The following is a 25,114-nucleotide window of genomic DNA, read 5'->3' on the forward strand; positions in this document are numbered from 1 at the left end:
TTCATTTATATAATTTCAAATTAGGTATATAACTATCTGTTATACCTTTTATAGGTAAGTTGATATTTATGATATTTAGTGGATTTATATAATTTAAAATGGATAAATCTAGGAGTGAAAGAACTGTTTCTTGCATTAGAAATATAGATAATAGACTTTATCTTTTTAAAATTCTTTTGCATTTGTACGCTGTTTGAGGACTTCGGAAAGGTTCTCTTTTCGTATTTTTGATTCTATCCATGCGGTAAAATCAAAAATACGTAATAACTGATTTTCATATTTATCATTGTACAATTCCCGGATTTCCGGATAGAGTTTTTCCCAAAAAGCTTCTCTGTCTTTTCGCAGAATGGGCAGGTTACTTTTATTTAAGAACCATAAAACAATGTGTTCGGTTTTAAAGGTCTGCTCTTTGGGAGAAGATAAATTACGGGTAATGGAACGGGATTCGTATCGTATTAGTTCAAATTCTTGTGTTTCATAGTAAGCTATAAGACGTACCAGACGAATGGTTCTCATCAATGGCAGGTACTTGATGTTATGGTCTACAATGGCGTTACTGATATATTTTTTTGCGGCTTTGTAGTTCTGGTTACCGATGTGTATGAGGGTCGTATAGAGAAATAGCTCGCTTTTACGAATCGGGCTTAACCATGCTTCTTTATCGTAGAGAGTTTCCTTATAACGGTTCATTAGTTCTGTGCATTTTGGAAAGTCTCCTCTGTCTAGATAAGGAAATAGCTCATATTGAAAGAGTAAGCAGGTTGCGTTTATTTTGAATTCAAGTGAAGAATCTTCTACAATTAGTTTCCTTAATTTCTCCAGAAAGTAAGGCATTTCCTCATAACCGCCTACTGTCCGTAAACTTCCGAGCACTCCTTCGAGCACGGACAAGTAATAGATGGGGGGATTTGACCAAAATTGATGATTCTGTTCGAATAATAGGTTGAGCTCTCTATATGAATTTAAAGCGGCCCTGTAATCTCCTGCCCCCATTAAATAATTTGCCTGGAAGAGTTTATGATTTCGTGTCAACTCAAAATTACCTTCTGAATCAGAGGAAGCGGCTATATAGAGTTCATTGACCATAAGGTCATTCATATCCTGTTTTTGTTTGGATGTCCGGATGGAGCCAATGTGAGAAAGACGATATTTTAATAAGTTGTGTAAAGACGATTGTTCCGTGATTTTCCGGATTTTCTTTAGTGCTTCGTTCTGAATAAAATGCTTATGGAAAAGCTCTTGTTCCGTCATATTGGGGAAGTTTAGTCGAAGCAGGTATTCTAATTCTAACTTTAGTGCAAGGGTCAGTATTTCATTGTTTTCGTAAAATTGTGCCTGTTTGATGGTATCAGATAAGATTTCGAAACATTCCTCAAACAGTGAACGCTCATACAACATACGAGCCTTACATAAATTGTTCAATAGATCATAATAGACATCTTTCTTTTTGCGTAAAGTGAGCAGAGTTTCTACCAGTTTTTCATATAAATATTGGATAGACACTTCAAAAGAACCATTTGGCCGACGTTTATAGAACTCATCTTTTACCAGATTTCCATTTGGCTGTTTACTCTTTGTGATAATATCATAAATGACCAGATAGTCTTTCTCCTCCTTGTCTTTGACCACTTGCAAAGAGAAGTGTTTTTTTTCTGATTTTGAGAGAGAGTATATGAGAGATATAACAGAATCAACTCTTTTCATGGAGGTTCTTTCAATTGGTATTAGGCTGCAATAATCGGGATTTTCTGTGAGAAAAACAAGTGATTTCAAGAAATAACAAATCCGACTTAAGCAAACTCAAGCCGGATTTGTCTCTAAATATTAATGAATGATACGTTGCTTATGCTGCCGGATCCGGTGCTTCTCCGCTACCACCTCCTTCTCCTTTATCGTCTCCATTACCATCATCAGGGGTAGTGGAGCTATTGGTTTTCGAACTATCCAACTTCTGGATACTGATCGATTTTATCATACCTTTAAACAAATTTCCTGGAGTGAAAATAATTTTACGGTTTCTCAGGGATTCCGTAGTTACTCCTTTTTCATCATCCTGACTTTTACATCCGAAAGAAGGACGGAAAGTTCCGAATTCTCCAAGGCTCACCGAAGCTCCGATCTCCATATACGTTATCAGTGAATCAATCAATCCGTCGAGTACGGATTTTACAGTACCGCGTGGAACGAATCCAACTTTTGTTACCTGGTCGCATAGCATTTTAAAATCAACAGTAACCACGTTGAATGGTCTAGCTACATATTTTTCAGCTTTTTCCTTATCAAAGCCAAAGGTTGTTTTCTTGACTACATATTTCAGTGCCATAATTTTTAATAGTTTTAATCGTTAGTAAATCTAGTTATTATTTTGTGATCACGATGCAAAGATATGGTATCGGAATTTGCTGTGCAAGCAATTTTGAAGAAGTGCGTTAATAAAATAATTAATATTGATCCAATCGATTGTTTTATAGTTGTTTGTGTGTTTATTAATCTTTACATTAATGCGATTGGTTATATAAATAGATGCTTTAGCCTGTTTTTCTCGGAAGATTATTCATCCAAATACTGGCAATGCACATAAAAATAGCCTACTTATACATTTCTATAGATTAAAATTTTAACTAGCAGTAATTTTTAAGTTTGCCGATGTGCAGAAAGAAGCAAGGATAAAAATATCTTTGGAGGAAATGCCAATTATCTTTTTAAATATACCACCGTCTTGCCTCCTCCGTATTTTCGTATGATTCCCTCTTTTAAATAGCTATTTAACAGCTCGGTTGCTTTGTACCTACTTATGCCGGCCAGCCTCGTAAAATCGACACAGGTGATACAACCTTGCTCGTCCAGATGTTGCATAAGGAGGCTACGGCATTTGTCTTCATCGGGATTGCCATTGCTTCGGTAAGGTGATTCCATGCGTTCCAGCGGCAATGGTTCCAAACTCTCACGGAATTTCTTGTTGATGCGGAGGTTTACTTTATTTAGGTGGATGGAAGGAGAGCGGATTTCTTTCTTCTCCATTACCGGATGGTCGCATTTCAGCGATAAGGAGAAATAACCTAATTCTCCGACTTCCACAATCCAGCCTTGTTTCAACCAATGTTGTAACTCATCGGTGACTGCTTGCAAGCATCCTTCAATGGTGGCCTGACTGAAGCCGTTACTTTTAGATACTAATTCTATAAACTTCTTAGCATCAAGAGTTCCTGATGGAATCACTCGTGCGTGAAGTGGTTGCTGCTCATCCTTTTTTTGTGGGTTGCCACTGGCATAAAGATCGTAATAAACACTCATGTCTTATTTTGTTTTTAGTTATTCAGTAAATATTGTCTCCGGCTACATGATTTTATTCGTTTGACTATAGTCATTTAAAACGTTGACTATAGTGCTTCTTTTATTTGACTATAGTCTATCGAAAGAAACACTATAGTCAAATGAATTAATTTGTGCACTCAAAGATATTAATTATTTCAGGTAAAGACACTAATTTATGCATTAAATGAGAAAATACTATCTACCCCTTTATATTTTCTTTTAAAAACGATACCTTTAAAGTGTTTTCTTTCTTTTTTATCAAGTATGGATTGATTTCCGGCAAGTTCTCCTATATTTCCCGAATTAATATTCATTAACTTATTTGCCGTAATACTTTTTAATATCTCTTGTGTATTAGCTAATAGATATTGAACTATTAACTTTAAAGACTAATATTATGGAAAAAGATTCTCCTTTTTCATCCACCGGCAGAAGGTGTATTGTAACCCTAATGTGCATATTTGTCACTGCTTTTGTTTATGCACAACAGCAAAAAATATCGGTTAGTATCAAAGAGCTTCCTCTTAAAGAGGCTATCAGTCAGATAGCAGAGAAGGCATTGATGAATGTAGCCTATAGCAAAGAATTTGTGGATACGAGTAGGAAAGTGTCATTGGAGGTAAAAGACACAGATGTAAGCAAAGCACTAACTCTTTTGCTAAAAGGGACTAACATTGGGTTCCGTTTCCTGGATGACAGTATTTTATTTTATAATAAAGAATATCAAAATAAAACTGAACCTGTTGATTCGCAAGGAGAGAAAAAGGAACTGTATGTGAAAGGTAAAGTTACTGACGAGAATGCGGAACCGATCATCGGAGCCACCGTATCGGTAAAAGGCTCGACTACAGGTACAATCACCGATATCAATGGTCAGTATTCCATCAAGGTACCCTATGGAAGTACACTTCGGTACTCATACGTCGGCTACCGTGAAGAAAGCGTCATAGCGAAAGCAACGGCAGTAAACGTAGTGATGAAAGAGAATGCTGTCAGCCTAGAAGATGTAGTAGTTGTAGGTTATGGCGTGCAAAAGAAAGTGAATGTAACAGGTGCCGTATCTATGGTTAAAGCGGAGGCTATTGAGAACAGGCCTATAACTAACGTAACTACGGGGCTGCAAGGATTGTTGCCTGGAGTTAGTATCGTTTCTTCTTCGGGGCAGCCGGGTGCTGTGCCCAGCATCAACATTCGTGGTACGGGAACTATTAACAGTAGTACAGCACCTTTGATCTTGATTGATGGAGTAGCCGGGGGAGACATCAACTTATTGAATCCTTCGGACATCGAAAGCGTATCCGTACTGAAAGATGCCGCCTCATCAGCTATTTATGGAGCACGTGCCGCTAACGGTGTTATTCTTGTAACGACTAAAAAGGGAGAAAAGAAAGAACGGGTAGTATTCCAATATAACGGATATGCCGGATTCCAGACTCCCACAGCATTGCCCGAACTTGTTAACGGAAGGGAATACATGGAACTCTCCAATGAAGCCATGAGTGCTGCCGGATTTTCCAAGCCCTATACGCAAGAGGCTTTCGATAAATATGATTCGGGACTGTATCCCAACGAATATTCCAATACTGACTGGATTGACGAAATATACAAAAGCCGGGCTTTTCAAACGGGGCATAATGTGAGTGCACGGGGTGGAAGCGAGAAAACCGGATTTTTTATGTCGTATGGTTTTCTGGATCAGGATGGACTGGTTGTAGGTGACGGATATAGTTCCAAAAGACATAATGCGCGTATCAGTGTAAACACGGAGGTGTATGATCGTCTGAAACTGACCGGACAGATGAGCTATGTCGATTTCTATAAAAAGGACTTAGGTTATAGCGGCACATCAGGAGTATTCCGCCTGTCACAGCGTATGTCTCCGTTACTTCCCGTCATGTGGCAAATTCCTGACGAGAATGGCCGAATGGTGGATAGTGAGAACTGGTCGTACGGTTCGGTGCGTAACCCCTTGCAAGTAGCCTATGAGTCGGGAATGGAAGAACGGAAAACACGTGTGCTCAATGGTATTTTCAATGCAGATCTCAAAATTATAGACGGACTGAACGTAGGTATGCAGTACTCTGCAAATATATATACCCGCCAGGTGGATGAGTTTAACCCGAAGATGTTGTCTTATTACTCGGACGGTAGCCCGTTGAAAGCAAATGAAGATGCCAAGGACTATATCTCACAAAGCCATCTCGACGTTATGACCCAAACGTTGCAATTCACAATGAACTTTAATAGGACCATAGGACGCCACGAGTTGGGAGCATTGATGGGATTTTCGCAAGAGTGGGAAAACAGAAGCACACTGGGTGCTACGCGTGATAATGTGATGGTTGAGGATATTCACGTTATTAGTGCCGGAATGATTAATTTTATGAATAGCGGAACAAAAGACGAGTGGGCTTTGCGTTCTTACTTTGGTCGTGTCAACTATGCTTTTGACGGTAAATACCTGTTTGAAGCTAACCTGCGTGCCGATGGAACTTCAAGATTTGCCAAGGGCAATCGTTGGGGATATTTTCCATCGTTTTCGGCAGGATGGAACTTTTCACGTGAAAAATTTATGGAGTTCGCTACTTCGGTATTGAGCTCGGGCAAGCTGCGTGCTTCCTGGGGTGAGTTGGGAAATCAAAACATTCCCGGTAATTACTACCCCTACTTGTCACCTATCATAACCGAAGAGTCTTATCCTATCGGAGCTTCTAATACACCTGTTATGGGACTTTGGCAAAACAAAATCGGTAATCCCGACATCAAGTGGGAAACCATCCGCATGCTTAATTTCGGGGTAGACCTTAGTTTTTTGAACAATAGACTGAATGTGGACTTTGATTGGTATAAGAAAGAAAATATTGATGCATTGGTTCGTCCCGATGTTCCGGCTATTGTCGGGGTTTCCAGTAGTAACGTAGGTTATGTCAATCTTGGTAAGATTGATGTCAAAGGATGGGAGCTTAATTTGTCATGGCGTGATAAGATCGGAAGTGTAAATTACAATCTCGGGTTCAATCTGTCGGACGCTCGTAATAAGATTACCGATTTGGGTGGAACTCCGGAGTCGCTGACCAGTACGGCTTCCGGTTCGTATCGTCGGGTAGGTGATCCGATAGGTGCTTTCTATGGTTATCTGACTGATGGGCTGGCGCAAGTGTATGACTTTGAATCAGTGAATACAACTACAGGTAAGTACCAGAAACCAAAATTTCCTCTTGTTGCATCACAAAACGGCATTGTACAGCCCGGAGATATTAAGTATCGGGACATCAGTGGTCCTGACGGCGCTCCCGACGGGGTAATTGATGACTACGACAAAGTGGTGTTTGGCGAGAAAGAGCCTCATTACACCTATGCAATCAAGGGTGGTTTGGAATGGAAAGGCATTGATTTCAGTTTCTATTTGCAAGGCGTAGGCAAAGTTGCCGGTTACCTTGAGGATGAGGCTCGGCATGCATTTATCAATGACTACTCAATCCCTAAAAAAGAGCATCTTGACAGATGGACGCCTATGAATCCAAATGCTTCTTATCCCAGACTTTATCAGTCGCAGGAGCACAACAGGCTCTTCAGTGACTACTGGAAAGAGGATGCATCGTACTTGCGCCTGAAGAATATTCAGATAGGTTATCGTTTTCCTGCCCGGATGGTGGCACCTCTTGGCATTAATAGTCTTAGAGTATATGCTTCGGCAGATAACTTGTTTACTAAAACCGATTACTTCGGAGCTTATGACCCTGAAGTGAGGACCACCAGCGGAGATGTCTATCCGCAAGTAAAAACCTATGTTTTTGGATTATCAATAACATTCTAACCTATTAAACGACTATAAAGATGAAATACTCAAAATACTTTTTAATCATTGCTTTCTTTGGTATAGTTACCTCATGTAGCGATTTTCTGGATAGAACGAACCCTAACGAGCCGGACAATGTAACATTCTGGGTAAATGAAGATCAGCTTAAAAATGCCTTGCCTCCCTGTTACGAAGCTTTACAAAAGGACTATCTCGTGAATTGGAGTGAATCGACGGCCGAAACTGTTATGTGGGGGAATATTACTAGTGGACTAAGTAAGGTTTCGGGAGGCAAGCACTCTTATACTGACGGCTTCCCCTTCACTACCTATTGGACAGGAGCGTATAGCTATATTTATCGCTGCAATAATTTTCTGGACAACTATAATAAAGCGCAGGTAGCTCAAAATAAGAAGGACGTTTATGCCGCAGAAGTAAAAACCATCCGGGCGCTTATGTACTTTTACCTTACGGTGTTTTGGGGTGATGTACCTTGGGTAGGAGAAGTCATCCAGCCCGAAGATGCATATATCGAACGTACTCCCAGAGAGAAAGTCATTGACCAGCTCGTCGAGGATTTGAAATGGGCGGCAGAGCGCATGCCTGAAGAAAGGTATACAGGCGACAAACTGGGAAGACTCGACCGCTGGGGCGCTTTAGCCATATTGGCACGTATTGCCTTGCAAAACGAAAGATGGGAACTGGCTGCAAAAACGAGTGAATATATCATCGAAAACAGTCCCTATGGCCTGTATGAATACGAAAAACTATTTCATCACGAAGGGGATGTCGAGAATGATCCGAAAAATATCGAAGCCATCGTATATAGCCTTTTTGTACCCGAAATCCGTACACAAAGTCTGCCCAATGAAACTTGCAGTCCGACGGACTATATACGCCTCAATCCAACGAAGTCATTAGTGGATGCTTATCTGTGTACAGACGGTAAACCGGCAAAAACCGGATTGGAATATTATAAAAAGACCGGTGTGCAGACCTCATCGTTATACAAGTCGCCTGAAGAGCATTATGTGGATTATTTCCAGAACAGAGATCCTAGAATGAAGATGACTTTATATGCTCCGGGTGACAAATGGCCGGGAGGAGATGACGGTGATCCTGATACGGATAAGGCCAACGAGATATTTAATCTGCCTCGTTTTGCTTCATTGCAAGATAATAACCGTGTGGGGGCAAATAGCCGTACAGGTTTCTATCTGAAAAAGTATAACGATATTGATTTGGCCGGTTCGAGTGTGGGTGGGCATGGGAATCTCAATGTCATCCGCTTTGCCGAAATCTTGCTGATTTATGCCGAAGCCACTTTCGAACTACAAGGCAAGAAACTGACACAAACACAGATTGATTACTCCATCAACAGGCTTAGAGATCGTGTGAATATGCATCGTATGAACCTTGACGAACTTGGCGCATGGGGGATGGATCTCGAAACCGAATTGAGAAGAGAACGTCGCATTGAGTTGGCAGGTGAAGGAACAAGATACGCCGATGTGATGCGCTGGCGTGAAGGCGAACTTCGCTTTGGACGTGCCATCACCGGTCCCAGCCTGAAAGTTTGTATGAATGATTTGGGCGCCAACCCGTATCCCGATACCGGAGTAGATGAGTTTGGTGATGTTATCTACGAAAAGTCTACCGCGGAAGGCGGAGCACGCTACTTCGACGCAACGAAACATTATTTGTGGCCCGTGCCTAATCCCGAGCGTCAGAAGAATCCTCTGTTAGGACAAAATCCGGGTTGGGAAAAGTAATCATAAAAAAATAGAAACCATGTATTCAATGAAGAAATATTTATTATTGTTTTTATGCCTGACTTTGGGCGTTGCCTATGCGCAAGATACTCTACGGGTGCGGGTAATGACCTATAATTTAAGATTTGGCGAACTGGCATCTTTAGAGGAACTTGCTCATCACATCAAATCCTTCAAACCTGATTTTGTGGCGCTTCAGGAAGTGGATAGCAAAACAGACCGTAAGCGTACCCCGCATCAGAAGGGGAAGGATTTTATATCCGAACTTGCCTATCATACAGGGATGTTTGGGCTTTACGGAAAAACGATTGACTATTCTACCGGTTATTACGGTATTGGGATGTTAAGTAAATATCCATATATTTCTGTCCAAAAGATAATGCTGCCCCATCCGGTCAAAGAGCATGAGAGGCGGGCCATGCTGGAGGGATTATTCGAAATGGGTAATGATACCATTGTTTTTACCTCTACGCATCTGGACGTCAACTCTCAAGAAACACGGGCGGAGCAAATAAAATTTATTACCGGGCATTTCAAAAATTATAAATATCCTGTAATTTTGGGAGGTGATTTCAACGCGCGTCATTACTCGGAGGCAATACGTGGTATGGATAGCTGGTTTGCTGCAAGCAACGATGATTTTGGAATGCCGGCATGGAAACCTGTGATTAAGATCGATTACTTGTTTGTTTACCCGCAAAAAGGATGGCGTGTGATTAGTACACAAACTGTTCAGTCGCTTTTGTCAGACCATTTACCGATTATTACGGAACTGGAATATGTGAAAGAAGCATCGAAGAAAAAATATTGATACTCACTTATAACATTTATGATTTTCTATGATACATACAATAATCAAGTATTTATTGATTTCAACAACGCTTTTTTTCTGCTCATGCCACAAGCCTAAGACGGATATTATCACCCCCGCCAAACAGTTAATAGAACGTCAGATTGGGGAAAGAGCACAGTCTATCCACTTTGAATATATCGAACCATCCGACGGTAAAGATATATTCGAAGTGATAGCAAGCGACGGCCGGCTTACCCTAAGGGGAAGTAGCTCCGTTGCTATCTGTTACGCTTTTCATACGCACATGAAAGAGGCCTGCAAGAGTATGAAAACATGGAGCGGTGAACATATAACGTCGGTGATGCCGTGGCCCGATTATGAATTGTATGAACAAGTGTCCCCTTATGAGTTGCGCTATTTCCTTAATGTTTGTACATTCGGCTACACTACTCCTTACTGGGACTGGGAGCGTTGGGAAAAGGAAATTGACAGGATGGCTCTTTATGGTGTAAATATGCCCTTGGCTACCGTGGCCAGCGAAGCCATTGCGGAACGGGTATGGCTGCGTATGGGATTGAACAAAGAAGAAATCCGTGAGTTTTTCACTGCCCCTGCACACCTTCCCTGGCATCGCATGGGCAATTTGAACAAGTGGGACGGTCCCTTATCTGATGCATGGCAACAGAACCAAATCGCTTTGCAGCATCAAATCCTGACCCGTATGCGCGAGTTGGGTATGCAGCCCATAGCGCCTGCGTTTGCAGGTTTCGTGCCGGAAGGATTTGTGCAGAAACATCCCGACACACAATTCCGGCACATGCGGTGGGGTGGTTTTGATGAAGAGTACAACGCCTATGTATTGCCACCGGATTCACCTTTTTTCGAAGAGATAGGCAAACTGTTTGTCGAAGAGTGGGAAAAAGAGTTTGGAGAAAATACGTATTATCTCTCGGATAGTTTTAATGAGATGGAGCTGCCTATCGATAAGGAAGATAAAGAAGCGAAATATAAGTTATTGGCCGAGTATGGAGAAACGATCTATAAATCAATTGCAGCCGGAAACCCGGATGCCGTTTGGGTTACACAGGGATGGACATTCGGATATCAACATTCATTCTGGGATAAAGAATCGCTTAAAGCCTTGTTAAGCAATGTACCTGATGATAAAATGATTATCATTGATTTGGGCAATGATTATCCGAAATGGGTGTGGAACACCGAGCAAACATGGAAAGTACATGATGGGTTTTACGGAAAGAAATGGATATTCAGCTATGTACCCAACTTTGGTGGGAAAAACACCATGACAGGAGACTTGGACATGTATGCTAGTTCCTCGGTCAAAGCATTACGTGCCGCAAATAAAGGTAACTTGATTGGGTTCGGTTCTGCCCCTGAAGGACTCGAAAACAATGAGGTTGTTTACGAACTGTTAGCCGATATGGGATGGTCATCAGATAGTATCGACCTGGACGATTGGATGAAGATATACTGCGAGGCCCGTTATGGAGGATATCCCGATGCCATGGAGGAAGCTTGGAAACTTTTTCGGAAAACAGCATATAGTTCTTTATATTCATACCCCCGTTTTACCTGGCAAACCGTAATATCCGATCAACGGCGGATCAGTAAAATCGACCTTAGTGATGATTACTTGCAGGCTATACGTTTGTATGCTAGTTGCGCTGACGAACTGAAAAGCTCTGAATTATACAGAAACGACCTCATAGAGTTTGTTTCGTATTATGTAGCGGCTAAAGCTGAAAATTTTTATAAGCAGGCCCTAAAAGATGATTCGGAGAATCGTGTTCTCGCAGCGCAACGTAATCTGCAACAAACTGTTGATTTGTTGATGGACGTTGACAGGCTGTTGGCCTCTCATCCTTTATATCGATTAGAAGAATGGGTGGAACTTGCGCGCAATAGCGGAACAACTCTTCAGGAAAAAGATGCTTATGAGGCAAATGCCAAACGCTTGATTACAAGTTGGGGTGGTATTCAGGAAGATTATGCTGCCCGTTTCTGGAGCGGGCTGATTAAAGACTACTATATCCCTCGTATACAGCTCTATTTCACAAAAGACCGGAATAAAATCCGAGAATGGGAGGAGCAATGGATTACATCTCCCTGGAGTAACAGTACGACTCCGTTTGATGATCCGGTCGAGGCTGCATTGAGTTTAATAGAGAAAACAAATAAGTGATAGCTTTTATGAAAAAGATTGTATTGGCATTCGACTCGTTTAAAGGTTCGGTCGGTTCTTTCGAGATAGCGAAAGCTGCCGAAAAAGCGATTCAGGAGGAATTACCCGACTGTCAGATTATACGTTTCCCCATAGCTGATGGCGGCGAAGGGACTACAGAAGCTCTATGCTCTGCCCTTCATGCTCAAACGGTGTCATGTCGGGTGCATGATCCATTCATGAAGCCAATTGAAGTATCGTATGGCATCGTAAACAATGGTGCGATGGCTATTATCGAAATGGCCTCGGCCTGCGGTCTGCCATTAATCGATTCAAGTCGGAGAAACCCCATGAAGACTACGACTTATGGAGTTGGAGAAATGGTTGCTGACGCATTAAAACGCGGGTGTCGGGAATTCATTATCGGTATCGGCGGAAGTGCTACGAATGATGCGGGAATTGGTATGCTAAAGGCTTTAGGTGCACGTTTTTTAGATAGCGGAAACGGTGAGTTGGAGCCTGTCGGCGAAAATCTGATAAAAGTCCATCAAATAGATATTTCCCAATTGAATCCGGCATTGAAGGAGAGTCACTTTACGATCGCCTGTGATGTTAGTAATCCATTTTTTGGAAAAGAGGGTGCAGCCTATGTATACGCTCCCCAAAAAGGGGCAAATAGTTTGCAAGTGATAGAGTTGGACAATGGGTTGCGGCATTATGCACAGGTGATAAAGGAATATACAAATATGGATATATCGCAGCTTCCCGGTGCCGGAGCAGCCGGAGGAATGGGAGGCGGCCTGCTTCCGTTTTTGAATGCAGAATTGCAATCCGGAATAGAAGTTATATTGAAAACGCTTCGTTTCGAAGAGGTCGTCCGACAGGCAGATCTGATACTGACCGGAGAGGGTAAACTGGATCGCCAGACTGGTATGGGAAAGGCGCTGGACGGAATTTTACGTGTCGGTGAGAAATGTCAGGTTCCGGTGATAGCGCTGGGGGGAGCGGTCGAAGCCACCGAAGCGCTTAATAGGATGGGGTTTACTGCCGTACTGCCTATTCAACCTTTTCCGGTAACACTTGAAGAGGCGATGCGACCGGAGTTTACGAAAGAAAACATAGAGAGAACGGTGCGACAGGTGGTGAGAATCATAAAACAATTTACTAAATAATACTCAATGACAGCGATAGGCGCATTAATCGGGCTTTCATTATCCATACTGTTAATCATAAGAAAGCTTTCTCCGACATACAGTCTGATTATCGGAGCGATAGTTGGAGGGTTGTTGGGAGGACTATCTTTAAATGAGACCGTAACGGTGATGACCGAAGGGGTGAAAGAGGTCACCCCGGCGGTATTGCGGATTCTGACAGCCGGAGTCTTGTCAGGCATATTAATACAAACCGGGGCTACCACGGTCATCTCCAATGCGATTATAAACAAAATGGGTGAGAAACGGGTATTTATGGCATTGGCACTCGCAACGATGTTGCTTTGTACGGTAGGCGTCTTTATTGATGTGGCTGTGATAACCGTTGCGCCGGTGGCTCTTTCGATAGGCAAGCGTCTAAACCTGTCTCCATCTGTATTGCTTATTGCTATGATCGGGGGAGGTAAATGTGGAAATATCATATCACCTAACCCGAACACCATTATAGCAGCCGGAAATTTTAATGCAGATCTATCGGCTGTAATGTTTGCCAATATTTTACCGGCAGTGATCGGTTTGTTTTTCACTGTTTTTGTTATTGTCCGTCTGATGCCTCAAACAGTGAAAAACAAAAAAACAATGATGCAAACAGAGGATAAAGAGGAAGAGAGAAATCTGCCTTCGTTAAGAACCAGTCTGATTGCTCCTGTTGTTACGATTGTTTTATTGGCATTACGTCCTGCGGCAGGAATCAATATCGATCCTTTGATAGCTTTGCCGGTAGGTGGCTTATGTGGTGCTATCTGCATGAAACAATGGAAAAACATTCTTCCGAGTATAGCGTATGGACTGCAAAAGATGTCTGTGGTAGCTATTCTGCTGATAGGAACCGGAACTATTGCCGGCATCATAAAGAACTCTTCTTTGAAAGATTGGATTCTTACAGGATTAGATCATGCTCATATTAGTGATGCATTGATTGCTCCTATATCAGGCGCGTTGATGTCGGCGGCTACCGCATCGACAACAGCCGGAGCGACACTGGCTTCTTCTTCGTTCGCTGAAACGATATTGGCTATAGGCATTTCTGCAGTTTGGGGGGCAGCTATGATTAATTCCGGAGCTACAGTTCTTGACCATTTGCCACATGGTTCGTTCTTTCATGCGACAGGAGGCGTATGCGAACTCAACTTTAAAGAACGTCTGAAGCTGATACCTTATGAATCGCTTATAGGGATAGTGTTAGCTGCCGGAACGACTATTTTATATATAATAAGTAATTAAAAGAATCAAATATTATGAATCCGAACAAACGGTTACTTTCGCTTGATGTACTTCGGGGTATTACTGTTGCCGGGATGATCTTGGTCAACAATACAGGAAAGTGCGGGTATAACTTTGCCGCTTTTGCACATGCCAAGTGGGATGGCTTTTCGCCGGCCGATCTGGTATTTCCGATGTTTATGTTCCTGATGGGTATTTCGACCTACATCTCCTTGTGTAAGTATAACTTCCAGTGTCGACCGGCCATTGCGAAAATCATAAAAAGAAGTCTCTTATTAATATTTATTGGTCTGGTTATGGAGTGGTTCATAACAGCAATAGATAGTGGTAACTATTTTGATTTGAGTCAGCTCCGGTTGATGGGAGTTATGCAACGGCTTGGGATTTGTTATGGTATTACAGCCTTATTGGCCGTGACAATACCGCATAAGCGTTTTATGCCATTAGCTATTATCTTGCTGATTGTCTACTTTATTTTTCAGTTATTTGGAAACGGATTTGAAAAGAGTGCGGATAATATCGTCGGGATTGTTGATTCGGCTATTTTAGGGTCTAACCACATGTATCTTCAGGGCCGCCAGTTTGTCGATCCCGAGGGGATACTTAGTACGATTCCCGCTGTGTCTCAAGTAATGATCGGTTTTGTTTGTGGAAAGATAATCATCGATATTAAAGACAATGACCGCCGGATGCTGAATCTATTTCTTATAGGTACCACGCTGTTGTTTGCCGGCTATTTGTTAAGCTATGCCTGTCCTTTGAATAAACGTTTGTGGTCTCCTTCGTTCGTTTTGCTCACTTGTGGGATTGCGGCATTGTCATTGGCATTGCTGCTCTATATCATTGATGTGAAGCAGAATAAAAAGTGGTTTTCGTTTTTCGAAGCATTTGGAGCGAATCCGCTTGTAATTTATGTGTTTAGTTGTATAGCCGGAGGATTGCTTGTGCATTGGCATATTCATACAACAGTGTTCAATAATTTGCTTAACCCGTTATTCGGAAATTACTTCGGTTCATTTATGTACGGTGTATTTTTCCTGTTGTTCAATGGGCTGTTGGGATATGTTTTGTTAAAAAGAAAAATCTATATAAAATTATAAATCAGAATGAAAAGAAAAAGTGTATACACGTGTCTGGTTATGCTGCTTATGTCGTTGGCTCTTCAGGCTAAAGACAAAGACGTAGCTGTTGCGGAAGCATTATTGAAACGTTTGCTGCCGTCATACATCGAGAGTTTTCAGTTTCAAAAGTTAAAAGGAGAGAAAGACTGCTTTACGATAGAGTCTGTAAAAGATAAAATTGTAATCGGTGGAAACAACGCTAATTCAATGGCGATGGGACTGAACCATTACTTGAAATATTACTGTCTCACTACAGTGTCTTGGTATGCGGATATAGCCGTTGAAATTCCTGAAGAATTGCCGATGGTTGGTGAGAAGGTGGTTTCGGAAGCGAGAGTGGATACTCGTTTTTTCCTGAATTACTGCACGTATGGTTACACGATGCCTTGGTGGCAATGGAAAGAATGGGAACGTTTTATTGACTGGATGGCCCTTAATGGTATAAATATGCCTTTGGCAATTACCGGACAAGAAGCCGTGTGGTATAAAGTCTGGTCGAAAATGGGAATGTCGGACATCGAAATACGCTCTTACTTCACGGGACCGCCGTATCTGCCCTGGCATCGGATGGCTAACATAGATCGTTGGAACGGTCCGTTGCCGATGGAATGGCTGGAACACCAGGTAAGCTTGCAGAAAAAAATACTCGCGCGTGAGCGTGAATTGAATATGAAGCCTGTATTGCCAGCCTTTGCCGGACATGTACCTGCCGATTTAAAACGGCTCTATCCCGAGGTCGATATTCAACATTTGGGCAAATGGGCCGGCTTTGCTGATGCATACCGTTGTAATTTTCTGAACCCTAACGATGCTTTGTTTGCGAAAATTCAGAAGCTATTTCTTGATGAACAAAAAAAACTTTTCGGAACCGATCATATTTATGGTTTAGATCCTTTCAATGAGGTTGACCCGCCCAGTTTCGAACCCGAATATTTGCGGAAGATAGCTTCGGATATGTACGCTACATTGACGGCTGCCGATCCCAAAGCCCAATGGATGCAAATGACATGGATGTTTTATTTTGATAAAGATAAATGGACTTCCGAGCGAATGAAGGCTTTGCTGACAGGAGTGCCACAGAATAAAATGATATTACTTGATTATCATTGTGAAAATGTTGAATTATGGAAAAGAACAGAGCATTTTCATGATCAGCCCTATATTTGGTGTTATCTGGGCAATTTCGGGGGAAACACGACTTTGACAGGGAACGTCAAAGAAAGTGGCGCACGACTTGAGAATGCTCTTATTAACGGTGGAGGCAACCTTAAAGGAATCGGCTCTACGCTGGAAGGATTGGATGTGATGCAGTTTCCCTACGAATACATTCTTGAGAAAGCATGGAATCTGAATGTAGATGATAATAAATGGATTGAATGTCTGGCTGACAGGCATGTGGGATGCGTGTCGCAGCCTGTGCGCGATGCTTGGAAACGATTATTCAATGACATTTATGCACAAGTGCCGCGCACATTGGGTACTTTACCCGGGTATCGCCCTGCATTGAATAAGAACAGTGAAAAACGCACAAGTAATGTGTACAGCAATGTTGAACTACTAGAGGTTTGGAGAAAACTGAACGAAGCACCTTCTGACCGGAGAGATGCTTTTCGTCTGGATTTGATTACTGTAGGCAGACAGGTGCTTGGAAACTACTTTCTTGACGTGAAAATGGAGTTTGATAGGATGGTTGAAGCTAAAGACTATCAGGCTTTGAAAGCTTGCGGCGAGAAAATGAAGGAGATATTGAATGATTTGGATAAACTGAATGCCTTTCATCCTTACTGTTCGCTGGATAAATGGATTGATGATGCGCGGAAGATGGGAGATTCTCCCCAATTGAAAGACTATTATGAAAAGAACGCTCGCAACTTGATTACGACTTGGGGAGGAAGCCTGAACGATTATGCCAGCCGTTCGTGGGCCGGGCTGATAAGTGATTATTATGCAAAGCGCTGGGAGGTGTATATCGATACATTCATCAAAGCGGCCGAGAAAGGTGTAGAGGTGGATCAGAAGCAACTTGAAGATGAATTAAAAGAAATAGAAGAAGGTTGGGTAAATGCAACTGATCGGAAGGATGTTCGAAAAGATATTCATTCAGCAACTGACGGATTATTATCCTTCTCAACCTTTTTATTCAGCAAATATCAAAGACTGGTGAAATAAATAAGAGGCCTGTTTTATTTGTTGCTCGCGATTCATGCTATATCAGAAAGAATTAATATATTTGAAAATAAGGACTTAATATAATAAGTTTTTTATTTTCATATTTAAAATGATTAAGATGTCCCAGAAATACTCACAGGATGAAGCCCAAGCTTTGGTTAAGGCTCTGAAAGAGGGGAACCAGCTGGCATTTAGTATTGTATACAAGACGTATGCGGCGCAGACCTTTTCTTTGGCATTTAAATATCTGCTGAATAAAGAATTGGCTGAAGATGCTGTGCAGAACTTATTCTTAAAACTCTGGCTGAAAAAAGAAGAGATCGACGAGACAAAACCCATAAACAGATACCTTTTTACGATGTTGAAGAACGATCTGCTCAATACGTTGAGAGATTCAAAGAAAAATATCTATTTGCTTGAGGATTGTCTTTCAATGGTTTTGGAATTGGAAGACAATTCTCAAAACGAAAACCTTAAACAAGAACAAATGAACATCATACAGCAAGCTCTTGAGCAACTTTCGCCGCAACGCCGCAAGGTTTTTGAAATGAAAGTTTCGGGAAAATATTCCAATCAGGAAATAGCCGATAAACTTAATCTTTCGATCAATACAATTAAATTTCAATATAGCCAATCTTTGAAGCAGATTCGCGCGACAGTGGGAGAGCTTAGTTTGTTGTTGCTTTATTGTATGATGTAGTTTTATCACTTTTTGCTGATATGGAACGTTCTTTTGAATTAACACGGTTTAACGTAGTCTGTATAATACTTTTTTGTAACAGTGTGTATTACTAATAGATATTGAAATATGAAATCAAAAAAGAAACATACAAATCTGGACTTTGAAGTAGTTGACGGCATCGGGAAATATATGGATGACGACATTCAAAGGATAATAGAAGGCAAACAGCTCGAATTGGGCGACAGAGAATTGCCTCCTTTTGATGAATATCGCATTTATAAGAATATTCAGGAAGCCGTGATGCGGGAAGAAAAACGAAAGAACAGGAGAATAAGGATGCCATTGTTCTTTAAGTGGACGGTAGCCTGTGCAATAGTTTTGCTTGTGATAGGTGTAGGATATAATTTCTATCAAAGTCGTAGTGAGGCAAACCTTGTTTATCGGGAGGTCTGTGCTGTAAGGGGTGAAAAGCTACTTGTATTACTTCCTGATGGTAGCCGGGTGTGGTTAAATGCCGATTCTAAATTGACCTATCCGGAACAGTTTGCAAAATACAACAGGAATGTTACGTTGGAGGGAGAGGCTTATTTTGAGATAGCAGAAAACAAGAAATCCCCTTTTCAGGTGCTTGCCGAGAATGTGAAAATACAAGTGACGGGAACGTGTTTCAATGTAAAAGCATACGCTTCGGATAAGGTAATCAAAACTACACTCGACGAAGGAAGTATAAATATCGGGCATGTGCAAAGCCGCAGGCCTATGCAGCAAATGCTTCCCGGACAAACTGCAGTTTATGAGAAAAGGAGTAATGTAATAAAAATAAAAACTGATAGATATCACGATGATGCTTCGAGTTGGAAGAACAACCGGCTTATTTTCAGAAATGCATCATTGAAAGAGGTGCTTACAACACTCTCGCGTCATTTTGATATAGAGATTACAGTTAAAAACGAAAAGATTGCTTCGTTTACGTACGACTTCGTTTGTAAAGGGAACGATTTGAACTATGTGTTGGAGGTGATGCAATCCATAACACCGGTTAGCTTTAAAAAAATATCAGAATATACATATACCGTTGAATAAGTAAACTTAATCTAATAACAAAAACAAATTTATGAAAGCACTTTTAAAGCCCATTGTATGGGTATGCCTTTTCTTCTTTGCGTATCAAAGTACGTATGCGCAGGCTCTTAAAATAATGAGCTATAATTGCCGGATGTCCGGACAGATGACTGGTTACTCGGTGAAGGAGTATGCTGTATTTATCAGGAAATACAATCCGGATGTTGTAATGTTGCAAGAGATAGATTACAACACAAAAAGGAATAAAAATCAAGATTTCACCACTCAACTGGCTGCGGAGTTAGGATTGTTTTCCGTATTCGGGAAAGCGATGGATACTGGTGGTGGAGAATATGGGGTGGCTATCCTTTCAAAATATCCTTTTGTTTATATCAATAACAAAACTTTTGAAGGTATAGACGGAGCCAAAGAACCCCGGACGCTATTATATGTAGATATTCAGGAACCGGGAACTTCAGACGTAATCAGGATAGGAACGACTCACCTGGATCATTCGACGGACCTGATAAGGAGTGCAATGGCCGAACAGATTAATGAGCGGATTGGTACGGGAGATACTCCGACACTGCTGGGGGGAGATTTTAATGCCCGAACCGACTCTAATGTGATTTGTGAGGTAATGAAGAACTGGCAGAGAATCTGTGATGATACATTCACCTATCCGGCAGATCAGCCGACAATCAAGATTGATTATATATTCGGACTTCCACAGAATAAGTGGAAAGTGAAGTCGTTTAAAGTTCTATCTAATCCGGAAGTATCTGACCACAGAGCTTTGTTTGCTGAAGTTGAATTTGTAAAATGAATGAAATATGAAATCAAACTATCTATATCTGCTATTTATATGTATCATCTCTTGCCTGTTCGTTTCGTGTAGTGATGAGGATAACAAGGGAGAAGAAATTCCGGAATGGAACCGGTTCAGAACAACTAACGTATTGGTTTATGCGCACTTGTCAGAGCAAAATTTATTTAGCTCTTGTAGTTATAAAGAGGTGGCGTCATCTATCAGAAACACTGTTCATTCAGTGGCATTGTTGGATAGGACGAACGCTGTCTATGGGCAAACTGCAATCATAAATACGGGTACGGAGACTGCTAGAGAGAGTAAGAAAGTGCCGGTGTTTGTACCTGTCAGCTATAGTAACGGAGAGAAAAAGATAATCGGTAGTACGGTTCTTTTTCCTTCTACTATTTCCGAAATGACACAATATGTAGTAAAAAACGATTGCAGATATCTTGAAACAAAAACAGAAGCAGTGAACGGAATAGATATGCTCTTCTGTTCTGTGTCATTAAACAGTGAAGACCTGATAGCTCCGGCTGTTGACGTATTTAAGAAAAAGGTAAACGAACAGACGGTTCTGGTAGGCACTGTTAAACGTGCGTTATTGCCTAATCTTGAGTCGGCAATTACTTCTAACTTAACTTCTGATACCTATTCTTTCGTAGAAGTGGAAAATAGAAATAGAGACTCCGAGTATTGTATATTTGTCCTGACTTCACATAAATGGGCTTTTAGGGGGGTAACCGAAACAAGTGTAAGCGGAGATTTACATTGTTTTCAATTACAAATCGAATCTTTAAAATAAAAAATGAACGGTCATGAAGCAATATATCAAAAATATAATGATCCTGATACTTGCCCTTCCATGGGGTTTGTTGTTGACAAATTGTAGTGATAGTGAGTCTGATTATTCGGACGACAACGCGTATCCGCCACCTACTGTAGAACTCACTTCTCCTTCCGAAATAGATGTGGTGGAGTATAACTCGACGGTGACTGTATCTGCTAAAAGTTTCTCTGCTGTGGGTATACATAGTATATATGCTACCTTGTTGAAGATGGATGAAAATGGAGAATATGAAGAGATAAACGCGACTGAACGCCAACGTTTAAAGATAGATACTCTGCAAACTGATATGACACTTGAATTTGACTTGAATGTCAAGGTCAATACGCGTGAAGCAGCCGGAATACTGGTAACATCAACGGACGTTTTGACAAAAACGGCACAAAAGGTAATACCTATTAAAAAGATAACCAAACTTCCATCCCAGATATTCACCGAACCATCAGATTTCCCTGTTTTAGTACCCAATGAAGAGGTTTCTCTGTCTGTAGTGATTCGTTCAGCTGTGGGCATTAAGTCTATAAAACATACGTTGTGTAATAAAGTACTGGGTGACCTGAAGGAATATACGACTATTCCGGTATCAGGCAATCCGTTGGAAATGGAATTTATCCTGAAAACTGTCGTAGACAATAAAGAGACCAATGGAATCAAGATTGTGGTGGAAGATATAGAGGGGTTGAAAGAGGAAAAGATTATCAATATCGAAGGTCTTGAGGGTGTTGACAATAATGTTGCGCTTGTTTTCAACGATATCGAAATGGCACCCGAATGGGAACATTCAACAGAACCGGATCAACCTTATATTTTCTCCATAGAGGGAATAATGGTACAAGGTGTGCAAAAGCATGTATTAAGCCTGAAGGAAATTAAAGGATATGGCTCAAAGGCAAACGGCGTAGACTTTGCTTTCATCAATATATGGAGAAATCCAAGCTTTGTTGCCGTTAAAAACAGAGGTTTCTCTTATGTCAGTGCGTCAAGAATTAGTGGAGGACCGATAGGGCGAGCTTACGATGTGAATGACTGGATCAAACCGGCAGGTGTTGCTACCAACAAAACGCTGTTTACCCTTATCCCTGATGATAAGGTTACTGATCTTGGTATTGATGTGATGATGGCGAACGCGGCTTCGGACGTCAAGACTTTTGAGGCGTTGAATGTATTGGAAAGTATAGCTAAAGGAGGTGCCGATATGTTAATGCAAAGAGTCAATGCGTCTGATGGATATCCGAATGATCCTTGTAGTTTGCAGATAAAAGACGGTTCTTATATTGCCTTTGTTACTGCGGCGGGCAAATACGGTGTCATTCATGTTATTGAAGCCGCAAACGATATGGATGCATTAGTTGCCGGAGGATGTAAAATAGCTACTCCTACAGGAGTGGTAGGAAGCCAGGGACCAGCCTACTCGGGAGCTGGCATAACCGGACTCACTTATGATGGTGTGGCATTACTCTATGGACGTACCTGTAAGTTGAAAATTGTGGTTCAGAAGTAATGTTGTTATAAATTAAGGAATAAAGAACAATACATTTATATTTTGATGTAAAAGTAAAGAAAGGTCGGCTCATAAAAGAAAATGAGTCGGCCTTGTTTTTAGATGTTTTTTTAAAATATTGGTTATAATAGTTTTGATGTTATCTCATTAATTTGCGTATCAAACACGAAAATATTATTTTCCTTTATGCTTTTTGCCGGAAAAGCTATAACTTCGAAGCACTTTTTAATTTGAATAATAAATGTTGGATTTAAAACAACTTACAGCTGATGTATGCCGGATTGCTACGGAAGTTGGACATTTTTTGAAAGAAGAACGAAAGAACTTTCGTCGTGAGCGTGTGGTGGAAAAACATGCACACGATTATGTGTCTTATGTAGATAAAGAATCTGAAGTGTGTGTGGTGAAAGCCCTAACTGCTTTACTGCCTGAAGCGGGATTCATAACAGAAGAAGGCTCTGCTATTTATCAGGATGAACCATACTGCTGGGTGATTGATCCGTTGGATGGAACTACGAATTATATTCATGATGAGGCTCCTTATTGTGTGTCCATCGCTTTACGTAGCTGTACCGAACTTCTTTTAGGCGTCGTTTATGAGGTTTGCCGGGATGAATGTTTTTATGCTTGGAAAGGCGGAAAAGCGTTTATGAATGGCGAAGAAATTCATGTGTCGAACGTTGAAAACATCAAAGATGCATTCGTCATTACAGAATTGCCTTATAATCATCTGCAATATAAACAGACCGCTCTTCATCTCATCGATCAGCTTTATGGAGTAGTGGGAGGCATTCGCATGAATGGCTCGGCTGCTGCCGCAATCTGTTATGTAGCTATTGGGCGTTTTGATGCATGGATGGAAGCATTTCTCGGAAAATGGGATTATTCTGCAGCGGCACTGATTGTTCAGGAGGCGGGAGGAAAGGTGACTAACTTTTATGGTGAAGATCATTTCATAGAAGGACATCATATTCTTGCAACGAATGGAAATCTTCATCCTTTCTTTCAGAAACTTCTGGCAGAAGTCCCTCCATTGAATATGTAATTGCAATATGTAGGTGCTATTGCAACTTTAAATCTCTATTATTATGAAACACACACTTCTTATCAAAGACTGGCTTAGTTCTTTCTTATCTTTGCTATTTCCCCGTTGCTGCGTTGTTTGTGGCCGGCCGTTAGCAAAGGGTGAAGAATGTATCTGTACAGAATGTAATATCAATCTACCCCGTACTAATTATCATCTTCGAAAAGATAATCCGGTAGAGCGGCTCTTCTGGGGACAAATCCCTTTGGAACGGGCTACTTCTTTTTTCTTTTATGAGAAAGGAAGCGACTTCCGGTTGATTCTTCATAGGTTGAAATATGGTGGACAAAAGGAAATAGGTGCAATTATGGGGCGGTATATGGCTGCCGAACTTTTGTCTTCCAATTTTTTTCAGGGAATTGATGTGATAATCCCCATACCGCTTCATAAGAAAAAACAGCAAATCCGTGGTTATAATCAGAGTGAGTGGATTGCTCGTGGTATTGCTGCTGTAACAGGAATCCCCATCGATACAGAATCAATATTACGTAAGAAAAATACGGAAACGCAAACGCGTAAATCTGTGTTTGAACGTCGGGATAATGTGGAAGGTATCTTTGAACTTCAGCATCCCGAAACACTTGCAGGGAAACACATACTGATAGTTGACGATGTGTTGACTACTGGTTCTACTACTCTGGCATGTGCTTCCTGTCTGGTAGATGTGGAGGATATACGGATTAGTATATTGACGTTGGCAATGGTGGAATAAATATGTATATCAGTACCCTAATTCATTATAGGTATTCAACGAAAATGAAAATAATCTGTGTGAATCTGTGTAATCCGTGGTGAACTCTAAATTAGCATTTAGCTTGTTTCGGTACGGAAATAACCAAAAATACTGTCGCTGACAATAACTCGTCAATATGCAGCTTTTATCTCTTTCTCTTGCTTATATTATTTTTTCAATTGCCTAACGAATTATCGTTTGACAACTGTTGAACGAACGCTTGACAGATGTTGAACTATCGCTTAACAATTGTCAAACGAAAACTCCTTAGGCAATGAAATAACTATTAATAGGTAAACGTTCGCTTAAAAATAACTAATAAAATCATTAGTGGTAATTGATTCCAAACGGTACGGTTATAAATTTATTCCATATCATTATATTTTAGACACGATAAGATTATCATTGAAATATATTTCAACATATACATTCCTACGATAGAAGTGTCAAAAATAAAAGAGACGAACAATTTCCTTAATTTAAGTTTAGGACTTTATCAGTCGATTCGTTTCTCGGTGAGAAACACTTCGTTTCTCGGTGTCGAAAAGGTTGTTTCTCGGTGAGAAACGGGCCGTTGGTTTTAAAGGAAATTATAGAATTGTAACCGGTTGGATACCAGTGGTTTATAAAGTAGTGCTATCTATCAGAAATACATAGGAGTTTTATTGACATTTTTTGCAACACTGTTTGGCTCAGTCTGAAACCTTGGGGGATTGCGTTAAAATTCTTATTTTTGCATCATGAAAACATCCTCTTCCCAAACGATTGATCCTGTTGCTTCTTTAAGCTTGTTCTTGCCTTCAGGAAT

At 41.0% G+C, this 25,114-nt stretch carries 18 protein-coding genes; 15 read left to right on the forward strand and 3 right to left on the reverse strand.

The window, feature by feature from the left end; translation table 11 throughout:
* Positions 1 to 165: 165 nt before the first annotated feature.
* From LPH68_RS12495 to LPH68_RS12505, 3 genes are all read right to left on the reverse strand, one after another.
* Positions 166 to 1,707: a hypothetical protein gene (locus LPH68_RS12495; protein WP_118196265.1), complete on the reverse strand. Its 1,542-nt coding sequence runs from the start codon at positions 1,705 to 1,707 to the stop codon at positions 166 to 168.
* Between the two features lie 139 nt (positions 1,708 to 1,846).
* Entirely contained in the window at positions 1,847 to 2,326 is a 480-nt protein-coding gene (locus tag LPH68_RS12500; RefSeq protein ID WP_008776890.1) for a DsbA family protein, read from the reverse strand.
* A 371-nt stretch (positions 2,327 to 2,697) separates the two neighbouring features.
* A complete protein-coding gene (locus tag LPH68_RS12505; protein ID WP_008776891.1) occupies positions 2,698 to 3,297 on the reverse strand; it encodes a DsbA family protein in 600 nt (199 codons plus the stop codon).
* A 418-nt stretch (positions 3,298 to 3,715) separates the two neighbouring features.
* Here LPH68_RS12505 and LPH68_RS12510 point away from each other — a divergent pair, with 418 nt between their 5' ends.
* From LPH68_RS12510 to LPH68_RS12580, 15 genes are all read left to right on the forward strand, one after another.
* Positions 3,716 to 7,135 carry a TonB-dependent receptor gene (locus LPH68_RS12510; RefSeq protein ID WP_008642598.1) on the forward strand — a complete coding sequence of 1,140 codons (3,420 nt, stop codon included), beginning with the start codon at positions 3,716 to 3,718 and terminating at the stop codon, positions 7,133 to 7,135.
* Positions 7,136 to 7,155: 20 nt separating this feature from the next.
* A complete protein-coding gene (locus LPH68_RS12515) occupies positions 7,156 to 8,889 on the forward strand; it encodes a RagB/SusD family nutrient uptake outer membrane protein (protein WP_151923584.1) in 1,734 nt (577 codons plus the stop codon).
* 19 nt (positions 8,890 to 8,908) lie between these two features.
* Positions 8,909 to 9,700, forward strand: coding sequence for an endonuclease/exonuclease/phosphatase family protein (locus LPH68_RS12520; RefSeq protein ID WP_151923583.1), 792 nt, complete (start codon positions 8,909 to 8,911; stop codon positions 9,698 to 9,700).
* A gap of 28 nt (positions 9,701 to 9,728) precedes the next feature.
* Complete coding sequence (locus tag LPH68_RS12525) at positions 9,729 to 11,885, forward strand: alpha-N-acetylglucosaminidase (RefSeq protein WP_230296948.1); 2,157 nt, start codon at positions 9,729 to 9,731, stop codon at positions 11,883 to 11,885.
* Between the two features lie 8 nt (positions 11,886 to 11,893).
* The gene (locus LPH68_RS12530; RefSeq protein ID WP_004310721.1) at positions 11,894 to 13,036 is read left to right on the forward strand and encodes a glycerate kinase; all 1,143 of its coding nucleotides are present in this window, start codon (positions 11,894 to 11,896) and stop codon (positions 13,034 to 13,036) included.
* 6 nt (positions 13,037 to 13,042) lie between these two features.
* Entirely contained in the window at positions 13,043 to 14,299 is a 1,257-nt protein-coding gene (locus LPH68_RS12535) for a GntP family permease (protein WP_004296444.1), read from the forward strand.
* Positions 14,300 to 14,313: 14 nt separating this feature from the next.
* A complete protein-coding gene (locus tag LPH68_RS12540) occupies positions 14,314 to 15,399 on the forward strand; it encodes an acyltransferase family protein (protein ID WP_004310720.1) in 1,086 nt (361 codons plus the stop codon).
* A 6-nt stretch (positions 15,400 to 15,405) separates the two neighbouring features.
* On the forward strand, positions 15,406 to 17,589 hold the full coding sequence (locus LPH68_RS12545; protein ID WP_151923582.1) for an alpha-N-acetylglucosaminidase: 2,184 nt from the start codon (positions 15,406 to 15,408) through the stop codon (positions 17,587 to 17,589).
* Between the two features lie 118 nt (positions 17,590 to 17,707).
* Complete coding sequence (locus LPH68_RS12550; RefSeq protein WP_004317492.1) at positions 17,708 to 18,289, forward strand: RNA polymerase sigma factor; 582 nt, start codon at positions 17,708 to 17,710, stop codon at positions 18,287 to 18,289.
* A gap of 108 nt (positions 18,290 to 18,397) precedes the next feature.
* Entirely contained in the window at positions 18,398 to 19,354 is a 957-nt protein-coding gene (locus tag LPH68_RS12555; RefSeq protein ID WP_141408547.1) for a FecR family protein, read from the forward strand.
* 31 nt (positions 19,355 to 19,385) lie between these two features.
* Positions 19,386 to 20,159 carry an endonuclease/exonuclease/phosphatase family protein gene (locus LPH68_RS12560; RefSeq protein WP_004302417.1) on the forward strand — a complete coding sequence of 258 codons (774 nt, stop codon included), beginning with the start codon at positions 19,386 to 19,388 and terminating at the stop codon, positions 20,157 to 20,159.
* 7 nt (positions 20,160 to 20,166) lie between these two features.
* Positions 20,167 to 20,946, forward strand: coding sequence for a hypothetical protein (locus LPH68_RS12565; protein ID WP_009000980.1), 780 nt, complete (start codon positions 20,167 to 20,169; stop codon positions 20,944 to 20,946).
* A gap of 13 nt (positions 20,947 to 20,959) precedes the next feature.
* Entirely contained in the window at positions 20,960 to 22,489 is a 1,530-nt protein-coding gene (locus LPH68_RS12570; protein ID WP_149944096.1) for a hypothetical protein, read from the forward strand.
* A gap of 241 nt (positions 22,490 to 22,730) precedes the next feature.
* Positions 22,731 to 23,534: an inositol monophosphatase family protein gene (locus tag LPH68_RS12575; protein ID WP_151923581.1), complete on the forward strand. Its 804-nt coding sequence runs from the start codon at positions 22,731 to 22,733 to the stop codon at positions 23,532 to 23,534.
* A 43-nt stretch (positions 23,535 to 23,577) separates the two neighbouring features.
* Positions 23,578 to 24,285 (forward strand): ComF family protein, encoded by a 708-nt coding sequence (locus LPH68_RS12580; protein WP_008023155.1) that lies wholly within the window; start codon positions 23,578 to 23,580, stop codon positions 24,283 to 24,285.
* Positions 24,286 to 25,114: the final 829 nt, after the last annotated feature.

Origin of the sequence: Bacteroides sp. 1_1_30 (assembly GCF_020982715.1) — a bacterium.
GTDB lineage: Bacteria > Bacteroidota > Bacteroidia > Bacteroidales > Bacteroidaceae > Bacteroides > Bacteroides xylanisolvens.

What these genes read in the sequence shown, in the direction of transcription:
- LPH68_RS12495 (WP_118196265.1), bottom strand. Translation starts at nt 1,707, where the DNA reads ATGAAAAGAGTTGATTCTGTTATATCTCTCATATACTCTCTCTCAAAA.
- LPH68_RS12500 (WP_008776890.1), bottom strand. Translation starts at nt 2,326, where the DNA reads ATGGCACTGAAATATGTAGTCAAGAAAACAACCTTTGGCTTTGATAAG.
- LPH68_RS12505 (WP_008776891.1), bottom strand. Translation starts at nt 3,297, where the DNA reads ATGAGTGTTTATTACGATCTTTATGCCAGTGGCAACCCACAAAAAAAG.
- LPH68_RS12510 (WP_008642598.1), top strand. Translation starts at nt 3,716, where the DNA reads ATGGAAAAAGATTCTCCTTTTTCATCCACCGGCAGAAGGTGTATTGTA.
- LPH68_RS12515 (WP_151923584.1), top strand. Translation starts at nt 7,156, where the DNA reads ATGAAATACTCAAAATACTTTTTAATCATTGCTTTCTTTGGTATAGTT.
- LPH68_RS12520 (WP_151923583.1), top strand. Translation starts at nt 8,909, where the DNA reads ATGTATTCAATGAAGAAATATTTATTATTGTTTTTATGCCTGACTTTG.
- LPH68_RS12525 (WP_230296948.1), top strand. Translation starts at nt 9,729, where the DNA reads ATGATACATACAATAATCAAGTATTTATTGATTTCAACAACGCTTTTT.
- LPH68_RS12530 (WP_004310721.1), top strand. Translation starts at nt 11,894, where the DNA reads ATGAAAAAGATTGTATTGGCATTCGACTCGTTTAAAGGTTCGGTCGGT.
- LPH68_RS12535 (WP_004296444.1), top strand. Translation starts at nt 13,043, where the DNA reads ATGACAGCGATAGGCGCATTAATCGGGCTTTCATTATCCATACTGTTA.
- LPH68_RS12540 (WP_004310720.1), top strand. Translation starts at nt 14,314, where the DNA reads ATGAATCCGAACAAACGGTTACTTTCGCTTGATGTACTTCGGGGTATT.
- LPH68_RS12545 (WP_151923582.1), top strand. Translation starts at nt 15,406, where the DNA reads ATGAAAAGAAAAAGTGTATACACGTGTCTGGTTATGCTGCTTATGTCG.
- LPH68_RS12550 (WP_004317492.1), top strand. Translation starts at nt 17,708, where the DNA reads ATGTCCCAGAAATACTCACAGGATGAAGCCCAAGCTTTGGTTAAGGCT.
- LPH68_RS12555 (WP_141408547.1), top strand. Translation starts at nt 18,398, where the DNA reads ATGAAATCAAAAAAGAAACATACAAATCTGGACTTTGAAGTAGTTGAC.
- LPH68_RS12560 (WP_004302417.1), top strand. Translation starts at nt 19,386, where the DNA reads ATGAAAGCACTTTTAAAGCCCATTGTATGGGTATGCCTTTTCTTCTTT.
- LPH68_RS12565 (WP_009000980.1), top strand. Translation starts at nt 20,167, where the DNA reads ATGAAATCAAACTATCTATATCTGCTATTTATATGTATCATCTCTTGC.
- LPH68_RS12570 (WP_149944096.1), top strand. Translation starts at nt 20,960, where the DNA reads ATGAAGCAATATATCAAAAATATAATGATCCTGATACTTGCCCTTCCA.
- LPH68_RS12575 (WP_151923581.1), top strand. Translation starts at nt 22,731, where the DNA reads ATGTTGGATTTAAAACAACTTACAGCTGATGTATGCCGGATTGCTACG.
- LPH68_RS12580 (WP_008023155.1), top strand. Translation starts at nt 23,578, where the DNA reads ATGAAACACACACTTCTTATCAAAGACTGGCTTAGTTCTTTCTTATCT.